The sequence below is a fragment of the Salinarchaeum sp. Harcht-Bsk1 genome (assembly GCF_000403645.1).
Lineage (GTDB): Archaea > Halobacteriota > Halobacteria > Halobacteriales > Salinarchaeaceae > Salinarchaeum.
In genome coordinates this window covers 1,217,052-1,234,589 of sequence record NC_021313.1, presented here as the reverse complement: position 1 = coordinate 1,234,589, position 17,538 = coordinate 1,217,052, and the positions used below count along the sequence as shown (strand labels likewise).

17 protein-coding genes and 1 tRNA gene are annotated in these 17,538 nt (G+C 66.0%); 9 read left to right on the top strand and 9 right to left on the bottom strand.

Annotated features, from left to right (window positions below; all coding sequences use genetic code 11):
- Positions 1-110 precede the first annotated feature (110 nt).
- A complete protein-coding gene (locus tag L593_RS05810; protein WP_020446009.1) occupies positions 111-1,070 on the bottom strand; it encodes a MoxR family ATPase in 960 nt (319 codons plus the stop codon).
- 95 nt (positions 1,071-1,165) lie between these two features.
- On the opposite strand from L593_RS05810, the gene L593_RS05805 reads away from it, so the two are divergent.
- The 3 genes from L593_RS05805 (at position 1,166) to L593_RS05795 (ending at position 2,006) form a co-directional block, all read left to right on the top strand.
- Positions 1,166-1,250, top strand: a tRNA-Ser gene (locus L593_RS05805).
- A 232-nt stretch (positions 1,251-1,482) separates the two neighbouring features.
- Entirely contained in the window at positions 1,483-1,728 is a 246-nt protein-coding gene (locus tag L593_RS05800) for a hypothetical protein (protein WP_020446008.1), read from the top strand.
- 86 nt (positions 1,729-1,814) lie between these two features.
- Complete coding sequence (locus L593_RS05795) at positions 1,815-2,006, top strand: hypothetical protein (RefSeq protein ID WP_049893887.1); 192 nt, start codon at positions 1,815-1,817, stop codon at positions 2,004-2,006.
- A 66-nt stretch (positions 2,007-2,072) separates the two neighbouring features.
- On the opposite strand, the gene L593_RS05790 is transcribed toward L593_RS05795, so the two are convergent.
- Entirely contained in the window at positions 2,073-3,596 is a 1,524-nt protein-coding gene (locus tag L593_RS05790) for a 2-isopropylmalate synthase (protein WP_020446006.1), read from the bottom strand.
- Between the two features lie 198 nt (positions 3,597-3,794).
- The gene (locus L593_RS05785) at positions 3,795-4,145 is read right to left on the bottom strand and encodes a DUF192 domain-containing protein (protein WP_049893885.1); all 351 of its coding nucleotides are present in this window, start codon (positions 4,143-4,145) and stop codon (positions 3,795-3,797) included.
- Positions 4,146-4,287: 142 nt separating this feature from the next.
- Here L593_RS05785 and L593_RS05780 point away from each other — a divergent pair, with 142 nt between their 5' ends.
- The 3 genes from L593_RS05780 (at position 4,288) to L593_RS05770 (ending at position 8,523) form a co-directional block, all read left to right on the top strand.
- Entirely contained in the window at positions 4,288-5,298 is a 1,011-nt protein-coding gene (locus L593_RS05780; RefSeq protein WP_020446004.1) for a hypothetical protein, read from the top strand.
- A 255-nt stretch (positions 5,299-5,553) separates the two neighbouring features.
- Complete coding sequence (locus L593_RS05775; protein WP_081638653.1) at positions 5,554-7,866, top strand: surface glycoprotein; 2,313 nt, start codon at positions 5,554-5,556, stop codon at positions 7,864-7,866.
- 114 nt (positions 7,867-7,980) lie between these two features.
- Positions 7,981-8,523: a plastocyanin/azurin family copper-binding protein gene (locus L593_RS05770; protein ID WP_020446002.1), complete on the top strand. Its 543-nt coding sequence runs from the start codon at positions 7,981-7,983 to the stop codon at positions 8,521-8,523.
- Between the two features lie 28 nt (positions 8,524-8,551).
- Here the strand turns inward: L593_RS05770 and L593_RS05765 are convergent, their stop codons facing one another.
- The 3 genes from L593_RS05765 to L593_RS05755 form a co-directional block, all read right to left on the bottom strand.
- Complete coding sequence (locus L593_RS05765; protein ID WP_049893882.1) at positions 8,552-9,085, bottom strand: SRPBCC family protein; 534 nt, start codon at positions 9,083-9,085, stop codon at positions 8,552-8,554.
- Positions 9,086-9,193: 108 nt separating this feature from the next.
- Positions 9,194-9,913 (bottom strand): type 1 glutamine amidotransferase, encoded by a 720-nt coding sequence (locus tag L593_RS05760; protein ID WP_020446000.1) that lies wholly within the window; start codon positions 9,911-9,913, stop codon positions 9,194-9,196.
- 50 nt (positions 9,914-9,963) lie between these two features.
- Positions 9,964-10,179, bottom strand: a complete 216-nt coding sequence (locus L593_RS05755) for a hypothetical protein (protein WP_020445999.1) — start codon at positions 10,177-10,179, stop codon at positions 9,964-9,966.
- Between the two features lie 109 nt (positions 10,180-10,288).
- Between L593_RS05755 and L593_RS05750 the strand changes: the two genes are divergently transcribed.
- A complete protein-coding gene (locus L593_RS05750) occupies positions 10,289-11,395 on the top strand; it encodes a tRNA (guanine(26)-N(2))-dimethyltransferase (protein WP_020445998.1) in 1,107 nt (368 codons plus the stop codon).
- Between the two features lie 205 nt (positions 11,396-11,600).
- On the top strand, positions 11,601-12,932 hold the full coding sequence (locus L593_RS05745; protein WP_020445997.1) for a YihY/virulence factor BrkB family protein: 1,332 nt from the start codon (positions 11,601-11,603) through the stop codon (positions 12,930-12,932).
- Between the two features lie 229 nt (positions 12,933-13,161).
- Here L593_RS05745 and glnA (L593_RS05740) read toward each other — a convergent pair whose 3' ends face one another.
- Positions 13,162-14,514: a type I glutamate--ammonia ligase gene (glnA, locus tag L593_RS05740; protein WP_020445996.1), complete on the bottom strand. Its 1,353-nt coding sequence runs from the start codon at positions 14,512-14,514 to the stop codon at positions 13,162-13,164.
- Positions 14,515-14,987: 473 nt separating this feature from the next.
- Positions 14,988-16,340 (bottom strand): type I glutamate--ammonia ligase, encoded by a 1,353-nt coding sequence (gene glnA, locus L593_RS05735; protein ID WP_020445995.1) that lies wholly within the window; start codon positions 16,338-16,340, stop codon positions 14,988-14,990.
- A gap of 124 nt (positions 16,341-16,464) precedes the next feature.
- On the opposite strand from glnA (L593_RS05735), the gene lrp reads away from it, so the two are divergent.
- Complete coding sequence (gene lrp / locus L593_RS05730; RefSeq protein ID WP_020445994.1) at positions 16,465-16,920, top strand: HTH-type transcriptional regulator Lrp; 456 nt, start codon at positions 16,465-16,467, stop codon at positions 16,918-16,920.
- 198 nt (positions 16,921-17,118) lie between these two features.
- On the opposite strand, the gene L593_RS05725 is transcribed toward lrp, so the two are convergent.
- Complete coding sequence (locus L593_RS05725; RefSeq protein WP_020445993.1) at positions 17,119-17,490, bottom strand: 30S ribosomal protein S8e; 372 nt, start codon at positions 17,488-17,490, stop codon at positions 17,119-17,121.
- Between the last annotated feature and the right edge of the window lie 48 nt (positions 17,491-17,538).

Genomic DNA, 17,538 nt, shown 5'->3' with positions numbered 1-17,538 from the left:
GTGGCTCGACACCTGTGCGAACGCATCTCACCGGAACTGCCGTCGGATGCGAACGAGAACGCGTTCGGCGTTCGCAGCTGGCGGGTCGGCCCGGGTCTCTCGACCCCCTATCAGACCGTCGGTTCGACGGTGGGCACGGGGACGCTGTCGAGCACGTCCTCGACGATCTCGTCGGTGTCCACGCCCTCGACGGCAGCTTCGGGCGTGAGGACCAGCCGATGGGAGAGGACGGGAAGTGCGACGCGGCGGACGTCGTCCGGCGTGACGAAGTCCCGCCCGTCGATCACCGCGTGGGCCCGGGCAGCCTCGAAGAGGCGCTGGGTTCCACGCGGGGAGACGCCGGTCTGGACCTGCGGGCGAATCCTGGTTGCCCGTCCGACCGCGGCGATGTACTCGAGGACGTCCGGTTCGACGTGGACGCCCTCGGGGACCTCACGGAGCTCCCGGACGGCGTCGGCGTCCAGCACCGAGCCGACGGTCGGCGCGCGGTCGCTCCGACCCGCGCGGCGACGGAGGAGTTCGAGTTCGCCGGCCTCCTCGGGGTAGCCGAGCGTCGTCTTCACGAGGAATCGGTCGACCTGGGCCTCCGGCAACTCGAAGGTTCCCTCCTGCTCGACGGGGTTCTGCGTCGCGATGACGAAGAAGGGATCGGGTAGCTGGTGGGTGTCGCCGTCGACGGTGACCTGTTCTTCCTCCATCGCCTCGAGGAGGGCGGCCTGGGTCTTCGGCGGCGCCCGGTTGATCTCGTCGGCGAGGACGACGTTCGCGAAGATCGGACCCTCGGTAAACTCGAAGCTACGATCCGCTTCGTTGAACACGTGGGTCCCGGTGACGTCGGCGGGCAGGAGGTCCGGCGTGAACTGGATCCGGGAGAACTCCAGCCCGAGCGCCGTCGCGAGGGAGTTCGCGGTGAGCGTCTTCCCCGTTCCGGGCACGTCTTCGAGCAGGACGTGCCCCCGTGCGAGGACGCCGGTCAGCACTGTCTCCACGAACTCTCGATCGGCGATGACCGCCTCGAGCACCTCGTCCACGACCGCACTGCTCCGATCGCTGGCAGCAGAAACGTCCATACCCGCATCGGGGGCTGGGGGGAGTTGATTCTTTCTCCGCGTTCGGGCGTTTGAATCGAAACGATTACACCCACGAGCGAGGTATCCCGAATCGAGCCGAGGTAGCCTAGCCCGGCCAAGGCGGTTGCCTCGAGAGCAACTGTCCGCAAGGACTCGGGAGTTCAAATCTCCCCCTCGGCGTTCCTGCTGGTATCTGACGACGAGCGTAGCGAGGAGTCTGCGTCAGCAGGAACGCCGTCGGTGATTTGAACGAGACCGGACGCGCGCAGCGAAGCGAGCACGTCCGGCCGTTGTTCAAATCTCCCCCTCGGCGCTTCTCCGACGTTCTGACCGCGAGCGTAGCGAGCGGCACGTGTCTGAGAGGCGTCTTCGGGAACCGCCCTTTTCACCACCCGAACCCTACCACCGATCGATGGGTTCCAGGCTCGCGACCGCGGCGGTCGGCGTCGTCGTCAGTCTCCTGCTCAGCGCTGCCCTCTGGTACTACTTCGACTCGTTCGTCTTCTTCCTGTTCGTGCCGTTCGTCCCCTTCCTCTTCCGCCGGTCCGCTGGATCGGGACCCGAACCGCCGGTCTCGGAGTGTCCGCAGTGTGGCTTCCGGACGACGGACGACTCCTTCGAGTACTGCCCGAGGGACGGCACGCGACTCGAACCCTGATCCCCGATGGCGCCCGCTCGGAGTCGGGTTCCGGTCGACACCAGTCGATCACCAGCGGTTTGTCGCTCGCCGCCCGACCGACCGGCATGGAGGATCGACGCCGAACCGTCGTCGGTGTAATCTGGCTGTTCGTGGCCGTGCTCGCGTTCGCTGCGGCTGATCCGGGGGAATCCCTGCTCCGGACCGCCGTCGGGCTCTTTGCGGTGGCGCTGGCGCTGTGGCTCGCGGTCCTGTACCTGTTCGATCCCTGGGATATCCTCGAACGCTACCATCCCTGAGGGTGGATCGGCGAAAAACGGGCCGACCCAACGCCGACCGACGCCGCGCAGGCCGTCCCCGCGGAATCAGTCGTCCGCGAGCAGCGCCTCGGTGTCCTCGTCGCTCGCGAGGAGTCGATCGAGCGCCTCGACCATCGCCTCGACGCTCGCGGTCGTGATGTCGGCGTCCGACGATCGAACGGACACGGACCGATCACCACGGGACATCTCGACCTCGACGGTCACGACGGCGTCGTGGCCGCCGGTGATCGCGTCGACCTCGTAGGAATCGAGGCTCGCGGTCTTCTCACCCAGGACCGCTCGAACCGCGGAGATCGCGGCGTCGACGGGCCCCGACCCGGTCGCCGCGGCCTGGTGCTCCTCGCCGTCGACGAGGAGCCGGACGCTCGCGGTGGGCGTTCCGCCGCCGCTTGCTGCAGTCATGTCCACCAGTTCGACGAGGCGCTCGCGCTCGCCGTCGGTGACCTCCTCGGCGATCGTCATGAGGTCGGCGTCGGTGACGCGCTTCCCACGATCACCGATCGCCTTGACGCGCTCGACGATCTTGTCCAGTTCCTCGCCGTCGACGTCGATCCCGTGCTCTTCCAGTGCCGCCTTCGCTCCAGCGCGGCCGGTGTGTTTGCCGGCGACGATCCGGCGCTCGCGACCCACGGTCTCGGGCGCGTAGGGCTCGTACATCGCGTCGTCCTTGAGCGTGCCGTCGGTGTGGATGCCGGACTCGTGGGTGAAGGCGTTCTCGCCGAGAACGGCCTTGTTCGGCGGCAGTTCGATGCCGGTCGCGTTCGCGACGGTCTGGCCGAGTTCGTAGAGCTGTTCGGTTTCGACGGTCTCGATGCCGTAGACGTGCTCGAGCGCGATGACGATCTCCTCGAGAGCAGCATTGCCTGCCCGCTCGCCGACGCCGTTGACCGTGGCGTGTACCATGTCGGCACCGGCGTCGATCGCGGCGAGGGCGTTCGTGACGCCCAGTCCCAGGTCGTCGTGCGTGTGCGCACTCGTGGGGCCCAGGTCGGACAGCGCGGACACTACCTCGTAGGCCCGCTCGGGGCCGGCGTGGCCGACCGTGTCCGCGTAGCAGACCCGATCGGCGCCGGCGTCGAGTGCGGTGGCCATCAGCTCCTCGAGGAATTCCAGGTCCGCTCGCGAGCCGTCCTCGCCGATGACCTCGACCCAGAGCCCCTGGTCGACGGCGAACTCGACGAGTTCCTCCGTCGACGCGATGACGTCCTCCCGCGTCGAGTCGACCTTCGTCTCGACGTGGCGGTCGCTGGCGGGGACGACCAGGTTGATCCCGTCGACGCCGCAGTCGAGCGCCAGTTCGACGTCGCGCTTGATCCCCCGAGAGAAGCTCGTGACCGTGGCGTCGAGGTCGAGGTCCGCGACTCTGCGGATCGTCCGTCGCTCGCCCTCGCCGGTGCAGGCCGATCCGGCCTCGATGACGTCGACCTGGGCCCGGTCGAGCGCCTGCGCGATCTCGGCCTTTTCCTCGGGGGTCAGGGAGACGCCCGGCGCCTGCTCGCCGTCGCGCAGCGTCGTGTCCAGCAGCGATACCTCGGTCTGGTCGTCGATCGGCGTATCGGAGAATCCCACGGGAGAATCAGTTGGCTGAGTGCCGGCGAATTTCGCGTCCAGCCGCCTCGCGGCGACTTCCTCTATCCTCGTACGTCATAGACACGCCGAGGTAGCACACGCGGATAAAGTTCACGAAAGCGCAGTTCCGCACACCGACGGACGTGTTCGGCGTCCGCAGACCGGCCTCCCCGCAACGTAGCAACTCGGGCAGCCGCCTCACTCCTCGACCACGACCCGATCACCGGGTTCGACGTCGCTCGCTGCCCCTGGTGCGAGTTCGATAAATCGGTCACTTCGCGCACGCGCGTGCCCCGTCCAGGGCGCGAGCGTCTCCACCCGCTCGACCCGATCGTTCTCCGTCCAGACCACGTCTATCGGCGTCCGGACGAACAGCATGTGGACGCTCCGGGTCGTCGGCGTGCCGAAGTCGAAGATCATCGCGTAGTCCTCGGGGATCGAGGATCGGCCCATCAGCCCGATCGCTTTCGGGAGCAGCCAGTCGGCCGTGTCGACGTCCGTCGCCAGCGGCCGCGGGCTTCCATCCGCCGGCTCGTGTACCACGCGCACGGCGCAGCCAACGACGACCGAGCGCAAAACGGTTGTGCCCGGGATTCGCGCTCACCGGACCGATCCGGGGGCCAGCGACCGATTTCATTTCCCACACCCGTCGGGCGAACGTTTACGTGAGCCCGGATCACACACCAGCACAATGCCCTCACTCACCTCGTGTTACTTCTGTGGCGAGGCCGTCGGTGCCTCGCTCGCGGAGTACGCGATTCCCGACGACGCGCCGACCGACGAGCAGGTTTCGCTCACGCTCTGTGCGCAGTGTCAGGGCAAGCTTTCCGCACTACTCGAGGAGTTACCACAGCACGGCGACCTCCCGGCGGACGCTCCTGAGGAGTCTGCTGGCGACGCGACCGATACCGACGATACCCCGGGAACGAATCCGGTCGACGACCCCGGTGCGAATGACGAAGCGGGCCGGGATCGGGCCGCCGAAGCGTTGACGCCAGCGAGCGAGGATCTTACTGCGACCGACACTCAGTCGGCCGACCAGACTGCTGGAGACGACGGGACCGCTGACGAGTCCGATCCAGATCCAGTGACAGGCGATCGCGAACCGATCTTCGCGGACGACGAGGGTGCGCTGCTCGACGACGACCTCCCTGTGGATGCCGACGACGAGCAAGCGGCTGACCAGCCCTTTACCGACGCCTCGGCCGAGGAAGACGGCACCGACGACTCGGCACCGGAGCCCGTCGTTTCCGCCAGTGCACGCGAGTCCGCACCACCGGCGGACGCCGGAAAGCCTGAAGCCGACGGTGCGGATACCGGCAAAACCGGCGGAGCCGGGCCCCGCGATTCGACGAACGCTGACGAGTCGCCGAGTGACAGTTCCCCGGGCGACGAACCACCGACGACTGACGAGCGAACTGGCACCACGATTGCCACGGGGCAGACGGAGACTGCAACCGAGTCCGCAAGCACGAACGAGTCCGCGGCCGAGGATCCGCTCGCCGACGTCTCGCCGCGCACCTACAACCGTGTAGTCCGACTCCTCCAGAATCGCGAGTTCCCCGTCGACCGCGCCGACTTCGAGGCGCTTGCCACGAGCGCGTACGAACTCGACCACGGGGAGTGCAGTGCAGCACTCGACGGGGCGATCGAGAAGGGCCTGCTCGTAGAGCGCGACGGGTCGTTGCACCGCCCCGAGTGAACGCCGACTCGAGACCGCGCTTCGTCGAGATACTGTCGGGATATATCCACTGCCGAACCCGTCTTTAATCGGTTCCTAATCGCAAGATGGAATGGAGAATTTTCCGATCAATTTCGTCGAAACGCACTGTCGCAATCACACAAAGTATTTAACGTAACCCCATATACATCTTCTCTGTACCCCTACCAAAGGGTAGCATCAGCGAGTACCTCCGTCTCGGATGAAAGCTGGTGGTGCCGAACACACAACACAACTATGACAAACGATACATCATATCGCCAAAAGGGACGCGCAGTGTTCCTGGCAGCGATTATGGTCCTTTCCGTCGTTGCGGCATCTGCAGCGCTCACCGGGGGCGTTGCGGCGTCGCACGCCGGATCGAGCTACGACGTGGAGGTTCAGGAGAACCAGAACCCCCGCGTCTGGGATGGCCAAACGATCAGATTCAATTTCACAACTGACGATACTTACACCGTAACCGGTCCGGATGGTTCCGACCTCGGTGACTTCGACACCGATGCCAGCGGGAACCACACCCTGGACTCCTCGACTCTCCCCGCGACGGGCGAGTACACTGTTGAGGACTCCAGCGGTTCCACCGTGACGAACTTCACCCTCACGACGCAGACGCTCTCTGCCTCGTTCGGTGACAGTTCGATCAACTCGGGTCAGAACACCACTGTAACTCTGGACACCAACCGAGCAGAGAACTTCACCGTCGTCGCCAGCTCCGATGGCGCTGACGTCTCGACGGTGTTCGGTGACCAGAACATCACTGAAGTGAAGGGTGGCCTTGGCACGTCGACGACTGTCAACGCCACAACTGCTGGCCTTGCTGCTGGCACGTACAACTTCACGTTCGAGGCTCACGACTCTGACGCGAGCGCAACGGCGACCATTACGGTCGAGGAAGGCACCGACGAGGACGCCACGTTCGACTCTCAGAGCTACTCGACGGTTGTCGGTGACACGACGTCCTTCGACCTCGAGACGATGGGTCAGCCGGACGAGGTCTGGCTGAACATCTCTGACGACGAGGGCTACTACACGGCCACCGTCCTCCTGAACAATACGAACTACGACGACGACAACACGCTCTCGCTCACGTGGAACACCCACAACGCGAGCCAGAACGGCAGCACGCTCGGCCTCACTGAGACTAACGGTGACGCCACCGTCAACGTCGTGAACGCCGAAGGCGCTGCCATCATGGCAGACAACCTGCTGAACCGCAGCAGCACCTACACCTTCGAGTCCTTCGTCGACGACCCGATGGGTAGCGGCGAATTCCGCGACGTCTCGTCCGTCCGCGTCAACGAGCGCTCGAACGGTCCGGTCACGGTCTGGACCGCTCCCTCGAGCACGAACTACGGTACGCTGAACGCGTCCGAACTGGTCGGCGCGTCCACGCAGGACAACACGATCGCGAACGACGACCTCCTCGTGCTGCAGGTCGAGACGAACGGCGTCTACGGCTACATGGCCGACGACCTGGCGAACTTCAACACGACCGGTGGTCTCAACCTGACGCTGACCGAGACCAACACCGGACCGTACAGCGACGGCGCTACGGTCAACATTCAGGACATCTCTGGTAACTCGACGCTGATCAAGCAGCCCGGCGAGGGTCAGTTCTTGGTCGCGATCGACACGGCTCAGGTTGGCAGCATCTCGGCTGGTTCCAGCTGGGACGCCGCATTCTCGATCCACGAGTCCAACCCGTACGTCGACTCCACTATCTCGTCCACTGCGTCCCTCAGCGTCGAGGAGCGCAGTCTCGAGATCACGGGTGACTTCTCGGACGGTACCCTCCAGCTGCCCAACTCGGACAGCGCGGAGGTCACTGCAGAGTCCAACGTGGCACCCGGTACGGCAGTCAACGTCCGGATGAACTTCCCGTTCCAGTTCGTCACGACCTCCGGTGAGATCGCCGACGACGGGACGTTCTCCTCGGCAGTCAACCTCTCGCAGTTCGAGGCTGGCACGCAGTTCGACACGCGGGTGAGTCTTGGCACCGGTCTTTCCAAGACCGTCGGCTCCGTGATCACGGAGTCCGGTGACGGCCCGACCAACGCGACGGCTTCCTTCAGCGTGTCCGCAAACGCGCCGTCCGAAGTCGAGCAGGGCGCGCAGGCCCAGCTCGGGTACTCGTTCACCAACGACGGCGACGCTGACGGTACGGTGGAGTACACGGTCACGGTCAACGGTGAGGAGGTCGACTCCGGCACCGCGAACCTGAGCGCTGGCTCGTCCACCTCGCCGATGGTCTACGAGTTCGACACCAGCTCCGCTGGTGACGTCGAGTGGTCCGTCTCCACCCAGCACGACAGTGCGTCCGGTACGCTCACTGTCGCCGAGAGCGGTGGCGACGACACCGGCGGTGACGACACCGGCGGCGACGACACTGGTGGCGACGACACCGGCGGCGACACCGGTGGCGACGACACTGGTGGCGACGGCGACGGTGACTCCGACGGCGACGGCGGCGGGCAGCCCGGCTTCGGGCTGGTCGTTGCTCTCTTCGCCCTGATCGGCGCTGCGCTGCTGGCGCTCCGCCGTCAGAACTAAGCGGACGAATCCGCTGTCAGCGGGACTTCCATTCTTTCGGACGCAACCTCGACCAGCTACGGCACCCGCGTCGAAACCAACATATTCAGTAGCGGGTGGTGGTAAGCGGCGGTTATGAGTGAGCAGGACGCCGCGACGCTCGACCGCCGCAGCCTGTTGCGCGCCGGTGCCGGGGGAACGGCTGCCGCCCTCGGTGGCGCCGCTGCCACCGGCTCGGCAGCTGCACAGTCACAGGAGATCATGGCCGGAACGGGCGACGCGCCGCTCGCCTTCTCGCCGGACTCCGTCACGGTCGAACCGGGCACGACCGTGACCTGGTCCTGGGGGACCGACGGCCACAACATCGTCGTCGACAGTCAGCCCGACGGCGCGAACTGGGAAGGTCACACCACGGTCGAGAACACCGGCTTCGAGTACCAGCACACGTTCGAGGTCGAGGGGACCTACGAGTACTACTGCGAACCGCACCTCAGCGCCGGCATGGAGGGAACGATCGAGGTCGCGGCAGGCGGCGGTGGAGGTGGCGGGGGTAGCTCCGGCCCGCCCAAGGTGTCCTCGTCGGCGCTCAATCTCTCCCTCGGCGCCATGGGTACGATGGCTTCCGTCGTCGCACTCGTCTTTTACTTCATCAAGTACGGCGGAAGCGACGAGGAGTAGCCGTCACTTCCGGAGTGTTGCGTTCGGGTCAGTCCGTCGAGTGGCGAACCTCGAGCTCCACGTCGCGAGGTTCGCCTTCGAGGTCCGCCACGACCCGTTCGACCACGCGGGTGGCTTCGTCTTCGATGAGCGGGGTCACGCGGTCGACGAGGCCATCGAACGACAGCAACGCGGGGAGGCCGAGCACGTCGCCGTCCGCACTCTCGGGGTCGTACTCCACGACGAACCGGACGCGCGTCACTGGATCCCCGGTGGAGGCAGTGCCGTGGATCGGTTCGGCCGCTTCTTCGATTTCCCAGCGTCCCTGGGCCGCGATCCGGGACACGAGGCGCCAGTTGATCACGTTTGGGGGGTCGACGTCGGTCACTCGCGAGCGGGTCGTGTGAGCGAGACGCCACCAACTGAAGGAGAGTTCGTACTCGGTTCCGGGGCTTCCGTCGCCGTGGCGGGTGACCTCGTCGAGGTACTCGGAGTACTGTGCGTACTCGGTGAAGGAGACGAGCAGGTCGTAGACGCGTTCGGGTTCGACGTACACGTCCGTCGCCACTTCGAGGCGCTGCACGGTCGATACAGGTGCCGCGCAGGGATATGGCTGCGGGCAGGGAACGATTGGTGCGGGCGGCCCACGCCGCTGATTGCGAGCGCGGCCAGGTATTCTCTCACGTGGTCCTCAGGCAGTCGGGGTCGAAACGCGACGGTCGTCGACGATCGCGAGGAAGTTCTCGAAGAGCCGTTTCGTCTCGCAAGCGGCTGCGTATGCATCGGAGTCGATGGATGCGAGGGCCTGATCGACGCGTTCGTCGCTGGCCTCCCCGTCGCGTTTGCCCTCCGTGACCCGGCGTGCCGTGCCGCGATCGTACTCGGGGTGGAACTGGACGCCGAAGACGTCGCCCGAGCGGAATGCGTGGATCGATCGGTCGTTCTCGGCGAGTAATTCGGCGCCATGCGGAAGGGAGACGACCTCGTCGGAGTGGGTCGCGAAGGCCGTGAACGACTCGTCGATGCCGTCGAGGAGGCGGGAGTCGTCCGTCGTCCGTACGATCGTGACGTACCCGAGTTCGTAGGCGTCCATGGCGGCGACTTCGCCACCGAGGACGTCCGCGAGCAGCTGGTGGCCCCAGCAGACCCCGAGGATCGCCAGCCCGCGATCGGCGGCCTCCGCAGCCCAGTCCTTGACGTCCGGGATCCAGGGCTCGTCCCAGTAGACCGACGCGCGGGAGCCGGTGACGACGACGCCGTCGACGTCGGGGAACTCGGCTCCCGACGCGGGGACGTCGCCGGCCGTGACGTCGTACTCCACGAGATCGGCGTCGAGTTCGCGCCGGAAGTTTCGGCGGGTGTCCTCGTTCCCGTGGGAGGCGTCCAGGACGACGAGGCGCGGTCGCGTCATCGGCGTGAGCAAGGCGATCGCCGGGAATGGGCGTTTCGTTCGAGACGAGTCTAGCTGGCGTCTACCGCCGGCTCCTCGACGTCGTCGAGGGCGGGCCGCCTGTAGAGGTAGAGAAAGACGCCGAGTCCGAGCGTGAGCGCGAGCACGCCAGCCCACTGATCACCGTCCATCCCGCGGCGCGGCGCGTCGCGATAGACGTAGGTGATCGATCCCCAGACGAACGCGACGATCAGGGCGACCGTGCCCGCGACGAGTGGGTACGACACGGCTCGAACCGAGTGCCCGTCGGCCAAAACGCTTCCGCGTCGGACGTCTCCGTCGACTCTGCTGCCCCGACCGGCAACGCTTTTCGGTGCCGCCCGATTTTCCGCGAGCATGGAGGTCATCGAAGGCGGCGTTCGGATCGAGGTGCCGAGCACCTCCGAGGAGGAAGTGGGCGACGACGTCTTCTACAATCCGAATCAGGAACTCAACCGCGACTGCACGATCGCGGTGCTCCGTGCCTACCGCGAGCGCGAGTCCCGCGCGTCGACCTACTGCGACGCGATGGCGGCGAGTGGGATCCGCGGCGTCCGCGCGGCCGCCGACGGCTGGGACGTCACCGCCTGCGATCTGGATCCGGACGCCATCGACCTCTGTGAACGCAATTTCGAACGGAACGGCCTCGACGCGGACGTTCGCCAGCGGGACGCCAACGTCGCCCTCCACGAGTCCGTCCACGACGTGGTCGACGTCGATCCCTACGGCTCGCCCATTCCGTTCGCCGACGCCGCCCTCTCGAACGCCCGCGACCTCGTCTGCGTGACCGCGACCGACACCGCGCCGCTGTGTGGCGCGCACTTCCGGGCCGGCATCCGTCGGTACAGCACGGTTCCACAGAACACCGAGTACCACCGCGAGATGGGGCTACGGGTGCTCGTCTCGGCGCTCGTCCGGACGGCAGCGCGGTACGACCGCGCAGCGAGACCGATCCTCGCCCACGCCACGCGCCACTACGTCCGCTGTTACCTCGAACTCGAGGGCGGTGCGGGAACCGCCGACGACTGCGTCGACGAACTCGGCCACGTCGCGCACTGCGAGGACTGTCTCCACCGCGTCGCGGAGCGGGGTTTCCACGCGACCGTCCCAGAGACCTGCCCGGCCTGTGGTAGCGAGCGCGTCCTCGTCGCGGGGCCAATCTGGCTCGGGTCGCTCCGAGATCCCGAGTTCGTCGCGGCGACCCGTGCGGCCATCACCCCCAACATGGGCACGGCGGATCGAGCCCGCGACCTCCTCGAAGAGATCGAGGGGGAGCTCGACCAGCCGACCCACTACGATCAGCACCGCCTCTGCAAGGCGTGGGGACGGCCGGCAAGCGGAATGGACGAGTTCCTGGACCGGTTGCGCGACGCCGGATTCGACGCGACGAGGGCTCACTACGCGGGCACTGCCTTCAAGACCGACGCGACAGTGGAACAGATCCGCGACGCGACCGAGGTCTAGCCACGACCAACGTCTCGCCACGATCATCGTCTTGCCTCGACCGAGGTATCTCCACGGTCGACGTCTCGCCGCGATCAACGTCTCGCGGCGATCGACGTCTCGCGAGCCACCGACGGGCCCTGGAGGCGAGCGCCCCGTGGAACTGTAGATTGCCAGTCGCGTTTGTTCCCTCTTTCTTACAGTCCGGTAGCACGAACGATTCTGCGTGAACGACGTCGCGCGTCGCGGCTGGGCCACAGCAGCTGCTGTGTTCGAGACGGCGAGGAACGCACAGTTGACGTTTCTGGCTGCAGCCATTGCCTACTACGCGTTCGTGTCCATCGTGCCGCTACTCGCGCTCGTAGTCGTGCTCTCGACGGCGATCGGTGGCGAGGCACTCGTCCAGGAGGCCCTCGACCGAACGGACACCGTCCTGACCGACCAGACGCAGGAGCTCCTCTTCAACGCCCTCCTGAACCAGCAGGGGCGCATCGGAGCGACCGCCTTCGGTACCGTCGCCGTCTCCTGGAGCGCTCTCAGGGTCTTCCGCGGACTCGACATCGCCTTCTCGGAGATCTACGGCTCGGCGGAGGAGGCGACGTTCCTGAGCACCGTCCGGGACGGGTTGACCGTCACGGTCGCGATCTTCGTGGGCCTCATCGCCATGACCGGCATCGTGTTCGGCGTCGGCCTGCTCCCGCTCGGCCCCTTCGCCCCGCTGGTGGCGGTGTTGCTCGGCGTGCTCACGCTGACCGTGCTCTTCCTCCCGATGTACTACGTCTTCCCGGACCGTCCAATCGACGTCGGCGAGGCCGCGCCCGGCGCCGTCACCGCGGCGCTCGGCTGGATGCTCCTGGCAGCCGGCTTCTCGGTCTACGTCGACGTCGCCACCGGCGTCACGGTCTACGGCGTCCTCGGAGGCGTCTTCTTGCTCGTCACCTTCCTCTACTTCGGCGCGTTGATCGTCGTCGTGGGCGCCGTGGTGAACGTCACGCTCGGATCGGACCGGCAGCTACAACAGGGTAGCAGTCCTGGCCCAGGATTAACGCGGACGATGCCAGCTTCCAAGGACGACACGCCGGCAGACGAGGAGGCCAGCCCCGAGTCGGGCGGCGCCGACGGCGAGGACGATGCCACCCAGGAGGCGGTGGGCCCGGAGGCCGCCGAGTTCGACCCCGGCGAGCGGACGCCCGAGGAGGCTCGCCTGCGCGAGGAGGTCGCCGAACTCCGCGCCGAACTCGACGACTTCCGCGACGACGTCGAGGGCCGCACCGTCGACCGCGACGAGGTCGAGGGCGACCTCAAACGCTACGTACGCCGACGCGTCCGCCGCGGCCACGCTCGCGGCTGGGGCCCCTACCTCGTGCTCCTCTACGGCACCGCGATGACGATCGGTGCGTTCTACTACCTCTCCAGCGGCTGGGCTATCCTCGCTATGTTCGTCGTCTGGCTGTCGACGCTGGGACTGTACGTGCTGATGGTGCTCGTCGGTGCGGGACTCAGTTTGCTGGGGCTGCCGGGTCGGCTGCGCGATCGGATCGGGGAGTGGCGTAGTTGATGCGGCGCTGCGCGATTCTGTTTGCCTGCTAGCAGTCCCAACTAGTGTGCAAAAACGTCCGCGAGCGACCGTAGGGAGCGAGCGGCTCCAGCCGGCAAGCGATCCGACCCGCGGCGAGTGAGCGAAGCGAGCGAGCCGCGGTCTTTTTTTGGCGGAGATTTTTTGCGCGAGCGGTTCCCGCAGGCCGATCGAAGATCGGACGAGGAAACCCGAGCGGAAAAAGGTCCTTTTAGAATTTCTCGAGGTAGCGGTCGGTCTCCCACTCGGAGACCTCGGCGATGTACTCGTTGTACTCCGCCGTCTTCGCCTCGATGAACTTCTCGGAGACGTGCGGGCCGAGGGCGCTCTGGACGACCTCGTCCTCCTCGAGAGCCTCGACGGCCTGGCCGAGGTTGGCGGGCAGGGTCTCGATGCCGTACTCCTCGCGCTTGGCCTCGTCGAACTCGTAGATGTTCTCCCGGACGGGGTCGGGCGCTTCGAGGTCGCGCTCGATGCCGTCGAGGCCGGCCTGGAGCATGACGGCGAGGGCGAGGTAGGGGTTACACGACGGGTCGGGCGAGCGCAGTTCGATGCGGCTCGCTGCCGGGACGCGCGCCGCGGGCTTGCGCACCAGCGCCGAGCGGTTGACGTCGGACCAGGCGACGTAGATCGGCGCCTCGTAGCCGGGGACGAGGCGCTTGTAGGAGTTGACCGTGGGGTTGCAGATCGCGGTGATCGCCGGTGCGTGTTCGAGGATTCCCGCGAGGAAGCTGTAGGCCTCGTCGGAGAGGTCGAACTCGTCGTCGGCGTCGTGGAAGGCGTTCTCGCCGTCCTCGAACAGGGAGAGGTGCGTGTGCATCCCCGAGCCGTTGATGTGGGCGATCGGCTTGGGCATGAACGTCGCGTGGACGTCGTTCTGCGCGGCGGTCGCGCGGACGACCGAGCGGAAGGTCGCGATGTTGTCTGCGGTGGTCAGGCCGTCGTCGTACTTGAAGTCGATCTCGTGCTGGCCCTCGGCGACCTCGTGGTGGGAGGCCTCGACCTCGAAGTCCATGGACTCGAGGTTGTAGATGATCTCGCGGCGGAGATCCGAGGCGAGGTCCTTGGGGGCGAGGTCGAAGTACCCACCGGCGTCGTGCGTGATCGTCGTCGCGCGGCCGTCCTCGTCCTCCTCGAAGGCGAAGAACTCGGGCTCGGGACCCGCGTTGAGCGAGTAGCCCATCTCCTTGGCCTCTGCGAGGACGCTCTTGAGGACCGTCCGCGGGTCGCCGACGAACGGCTCGCCGGTCGTGGTGTTGATGACGTCGCAGATCAGGCGGCCCGCGGCACCGGTCTCGCTGTCCCGCCACGGCAGAACGGCGAACGTCGCCGGGTCGGGCTCGAGGCGCATGTCCGATTCCTGGATGCGGACGAACCCCTCGATGGAGGAGCCGTCGAAGTAGATGCCCTCCTCGAAGGCCTTCTCGGCCTGGCTGGCGGGAATTGAGACGTTCTTGACCGTTCCGAGGATGTCGGTGAACTGCAGGCGAAGGAAGTCGATGCCCTCCTCCTCGATCTCCTCGAGAACCGCTTCTTCTTCGGGGGTGAGATTTCCGGTTGTCATAGCGATCTACGAGTGACCAATAGAGTCAGGGTATTAAGCTACTGACTGAGTGTGCAATTCTTCCGAACTGCGACGAAACAGTGGACGAACGTCACGTACGGCTGGCGACGCGCGCTCAGTTCTTCGACGCCTCTCGAACTGGCGGGGATATTGCGGCCGTTCGTCCATTCGGTGGGTGCTGAGCGCCGGTCGGTCGGCCGCTCGTCGGGACTCTCGTGGTCGTTCGACTATTGCCGAATGGCTGCTCGATACGCGAGATACTACGATGGGATCTGCTCGGCCCCACTGCGGTGCCTGTCTGCTGTCCCGTCGTTTGAGTCGTCCGCGAGCGACCGCAGGGAGCGAGCGGTTCTCCGCAGGCGAGGCTTGCCGAGCCTGCGGCCTTTTTTGGCGGAGATTTCTTGGACCGGGGTTCCCGCAACGAGCGACCGCAGGGAGCGAGTGAGGAAACCCCGGTCGAAAAAAGGTCCTTGTTAGAACGTCTCGAGGTACCGGTCGGTCTCCCACTCGGTGACCTCGGCGACGTACTCGGCGTACTCCGCGCGCTTGGCCTGCACGAACTTCTCGGAGACGTGCGGGCCGAGGGCGTCGGTGATCACGTCGTCGGCTTCGAGAGCGTCGACGGCCTGGCCGAGGTTGGCGGGCAGGGTCTCGATGCCGTAGTCCTCGCGCTTGGCCTCGTCGAACTCGTAGATGTTCTCCCGGACGGGGTCGGGCGCTTCGAGGTCGCGCTCGATGCCGTCGAGGCCGGCCTGGAGCATGACGGCGAGGGCGAGGTAGGGGTTACACGACGGGTCGGGCGAGCGCAGTTCGATGCGGCTGGCGGCCGGCGTCCGGGCGGCCGGCTTCCGGATGAGCGCCGAACGGTTGACGTCGGACCAGGCGACGTACACCGGTGCCTCGTAGCCGGGGACGAGGCGCTTGTAGGAGTTGACCGTCGGGTTGCAGATCGCCGTGATGGCGGGAGCGTGCTCGAGAATACCGGCGACGAACTGCTTCGCGGTCTCGGAGAGGTTGAACTCGTCGTCGGCGTCGTGGAAGGCGTTCTCGCCGTCCTCGAACAGGGAGAGGTGCGAGTGCATGCCGGAGCCGTTGATGTGCGCGATCGGCTTGGGCATGAACGTCGCGTGGACGCCGTGTTTCTGGGCCGTGGCGCGGACGACCGCGCGGAACGTGGCGATGTTGTCCGCGGTCGAGAGGCCGTCGTCGTACTTGAAGGCGATCTCGTGTTGTCCCTCCGCAACCTCGTGATGGGAGGCTTCGACGTCGAAGTCCATCTCCTCGAGGTTGTAGATCATCTCGCGGCGGAGGTCCGAGGCGAGGTCCTTGGGTGCGAGGTCGAAGTAGCCGCCGGCGTCGTGGGTCGTGGTGGTCGCGCGACCGTCCTCGTCCTGCTCGAAGACGAAGAACTCGGGTTCGGGACCGACGTTCAGACTGTAGCCGAGTTCGGCGGCGTCGTCGAGCGCGCTCTTGAGGACCGTCCGCGGGTCGCCGACGAACGGCTCGCCGGTGGAGGTATCGACGATGTCACAGATCAGGCGACCGGCGGCGCCGTCTTCGGACTCTCGCCATGGGAGGATGGCGAAGGTCGAGGGGTCGGGATCGAGGCGCATGTCCGATTCCTGGATGCGGACGAACCCCTCGATGGAGGAGCCGTCGAAGTAGATGCCCTCTTCGAAGGCCTTCTCGGCCTGGCTGGCGGGGATGGAGACGTTCTTGACCGTTCCGAGGATGTCGGTGAACTGCAGGCGAAGGAAGTCGATGCCCTCCTCCTCGATCTCCTCGAGGACGGCTTCCTCCTCGGCAGTGAGCGTGTCGGTTGTCATCGATGAGTCACCCGGATCGACGACCCACGGTACCAAAGGGCTGCTGATACGCGATATCTTCCCTGACGACCACTAAACTGGATGTTCGTAAAGCTATTGTACGTTGCTTTCGTCGTTCCGGTTGATGACCTACGAAAATCTCGATGCCAAGTTGGTGAATGAACTTCTCGGCGACGGGCGTGCGAGTCTCCGGAGTCTCGCGGAGGAACTCGACGTGTCGGTCACGACGGTCTCCAACCACCTCGGCGACCTCGAGGAGGACGGTGTCGTGCGCGGCTACACGCCGATCATCGACTACTCGAAGATGGGCTTCGACGTCACCGCGATCCTCCAGCTCAAGGTCGAGGGAGACGCACTCCCCGAGATCACCGACCGCCTCGACGCCGAGAAGCAGATGGTCTCCGTCTACGAGGTCACGGGTAACTACGACATCATCGCGATCGGCAAGTTCGCCGACACCGACGACATGAACGCCCAGATCAAGACGCTGCTCACGGATCCAGACATCAAGGAGTCCAACACCTCCGTCGTGCTCAACGCGGCATCGGAGAACGAGCAGTTCGAACTGGAGACCGAGTAACGCTCACTCTCGCTCGCTGCGCCGTACCGTTGGATCGTCCCGGACGAGTTCCATCTCGTATGATCAGTTAGGTACCGGCACGGCTCGACCGGCGATCCAGGCACCTCTGGGTCTGGTCGTCGATCTCACGCGTAGCTCCGAGGCTCACGATCGCGACGTACTGCGAGAGAATTGCAACCGACCGGCTTGCTGGCGGCGTTACTCGACGAGGACGGCGTTGACCTGCCCGTCCTGGCCGGGTCGGGAGACGACGCGGGCGGTGCCGGCGTCGGTCTCGATCAGCGCACCCTTCGTGACGATGTTCCGGCGCACGTAGTTCGGGTTGGCGTCGTTCTCGACGACGTCCTCGATCGTGGCAGCGACTGTCTCGTCGCCGTCGGCGACGCTCGCGACGTCGGTCGCGAGCGCGCGGACCTTCTCGGAGTTGCCGCGGGCGTCGACGGCCTTCAGTTTCTGCTCGCCGACCTCGGTCTCGGTCGGCTCGTTTCCGATCTCGTGCTTGCGCCGCTTGCGCTTGGGACGGCGTCGGCCGCCGGTCCGGCTGCGGGTAGAGCGTCCGTGTTCGACCATACCGAGTTGCTGGGGCGAGCGCACACTTGAACCTCTCGAAAGGGCGAC

Excerpts from the sequence above, each read along its gene's own strand:
- L593_RS05800 (WP_020446008.1), top strand. The coding sequence starts at position 1,483 with ATGGGTTCCAGGCTCGCGACCGCGGCGGTCGGCGTCGTCGTCAGTCTC.
- L593_RS05770 (WP_020446002.1), top strand. The coding sequence starts at position 7,981 with ATGAGTGAGCAGGACGCCGCGACGCTCGACCGCCGCAGCCTGTTGCGC.
- glnA (WP_020445995.1), bottom strand. The coding sequence starts at position 16,340 with ATGACAACCGACACGCTCACTGCCGAGGAGGAAGCCGTCCTCGAGGAG.
- lrp (WP_020445994.1), top strand. The coding sequence starts at position 16,465 with ATGACCTACGAAAATCTCGATGCCAAGTTGGTGAATGAACTTCTCGGC.
- L593_RS05750 (WP_020445998.1), top strand. The coding sequence starts at position 10,289 with ATGGAGGTCATCGAAGGCGGCGTTCGGATCGAGGTGCCGAGCACCTCC.
- L593_RS05775 (WP_081638653.1), top strand. The coding sequence starts at position 5,554 with ATGACAAACGATACATCATATCGCCAAAAGGGACGCGCAGTGTTCCTG.
- L593_RS05725 (WP_020445993.1), bottom strand. The coding sequence starts at position 17,490 with ATGGTCGAACACGGACGCTCTACCCGCAGCCGGACCGGCGGCCGACGC.
- L593_RS05795 (WP_049893887.1), top strand. The coding sequence starts at position 1,815 with ATGGAGGATCGACGCCGAACCGTCGTCGGTGTAATCTGGCTGTTCGTG.
- L593_RS05780 (WP_020446004.1), top strand. The coding sequence starts at position 4,288 with ATGCCCTCACTCACCTCGTGTTACTTCTGTGGCGAGGCCGTCGGTGCC.
- L593_RS05810 (WP_020446009.1), bottom strand. The coding sequence starts at position 1,070 with ATGGACGTTTCTGCTGCCAGCGATCGGAGCAGTGCGGTCGTGGACGAG.
- glnA (WP_020445996.1), bottom strand. The coding sequence starts at position 14,514 with ATGACAACCGGAAATCTCACCCCCGAAGAAGAAGCGGTTCTCGAGGAG.
- L593_RS05760 (WP_020446000.1), bottom strand. The coding sequence starts at position 9,913 with ATGACGCGACCGCGCCTCGTCGTCCTGGACGCCTCCCACGGGAACGAG.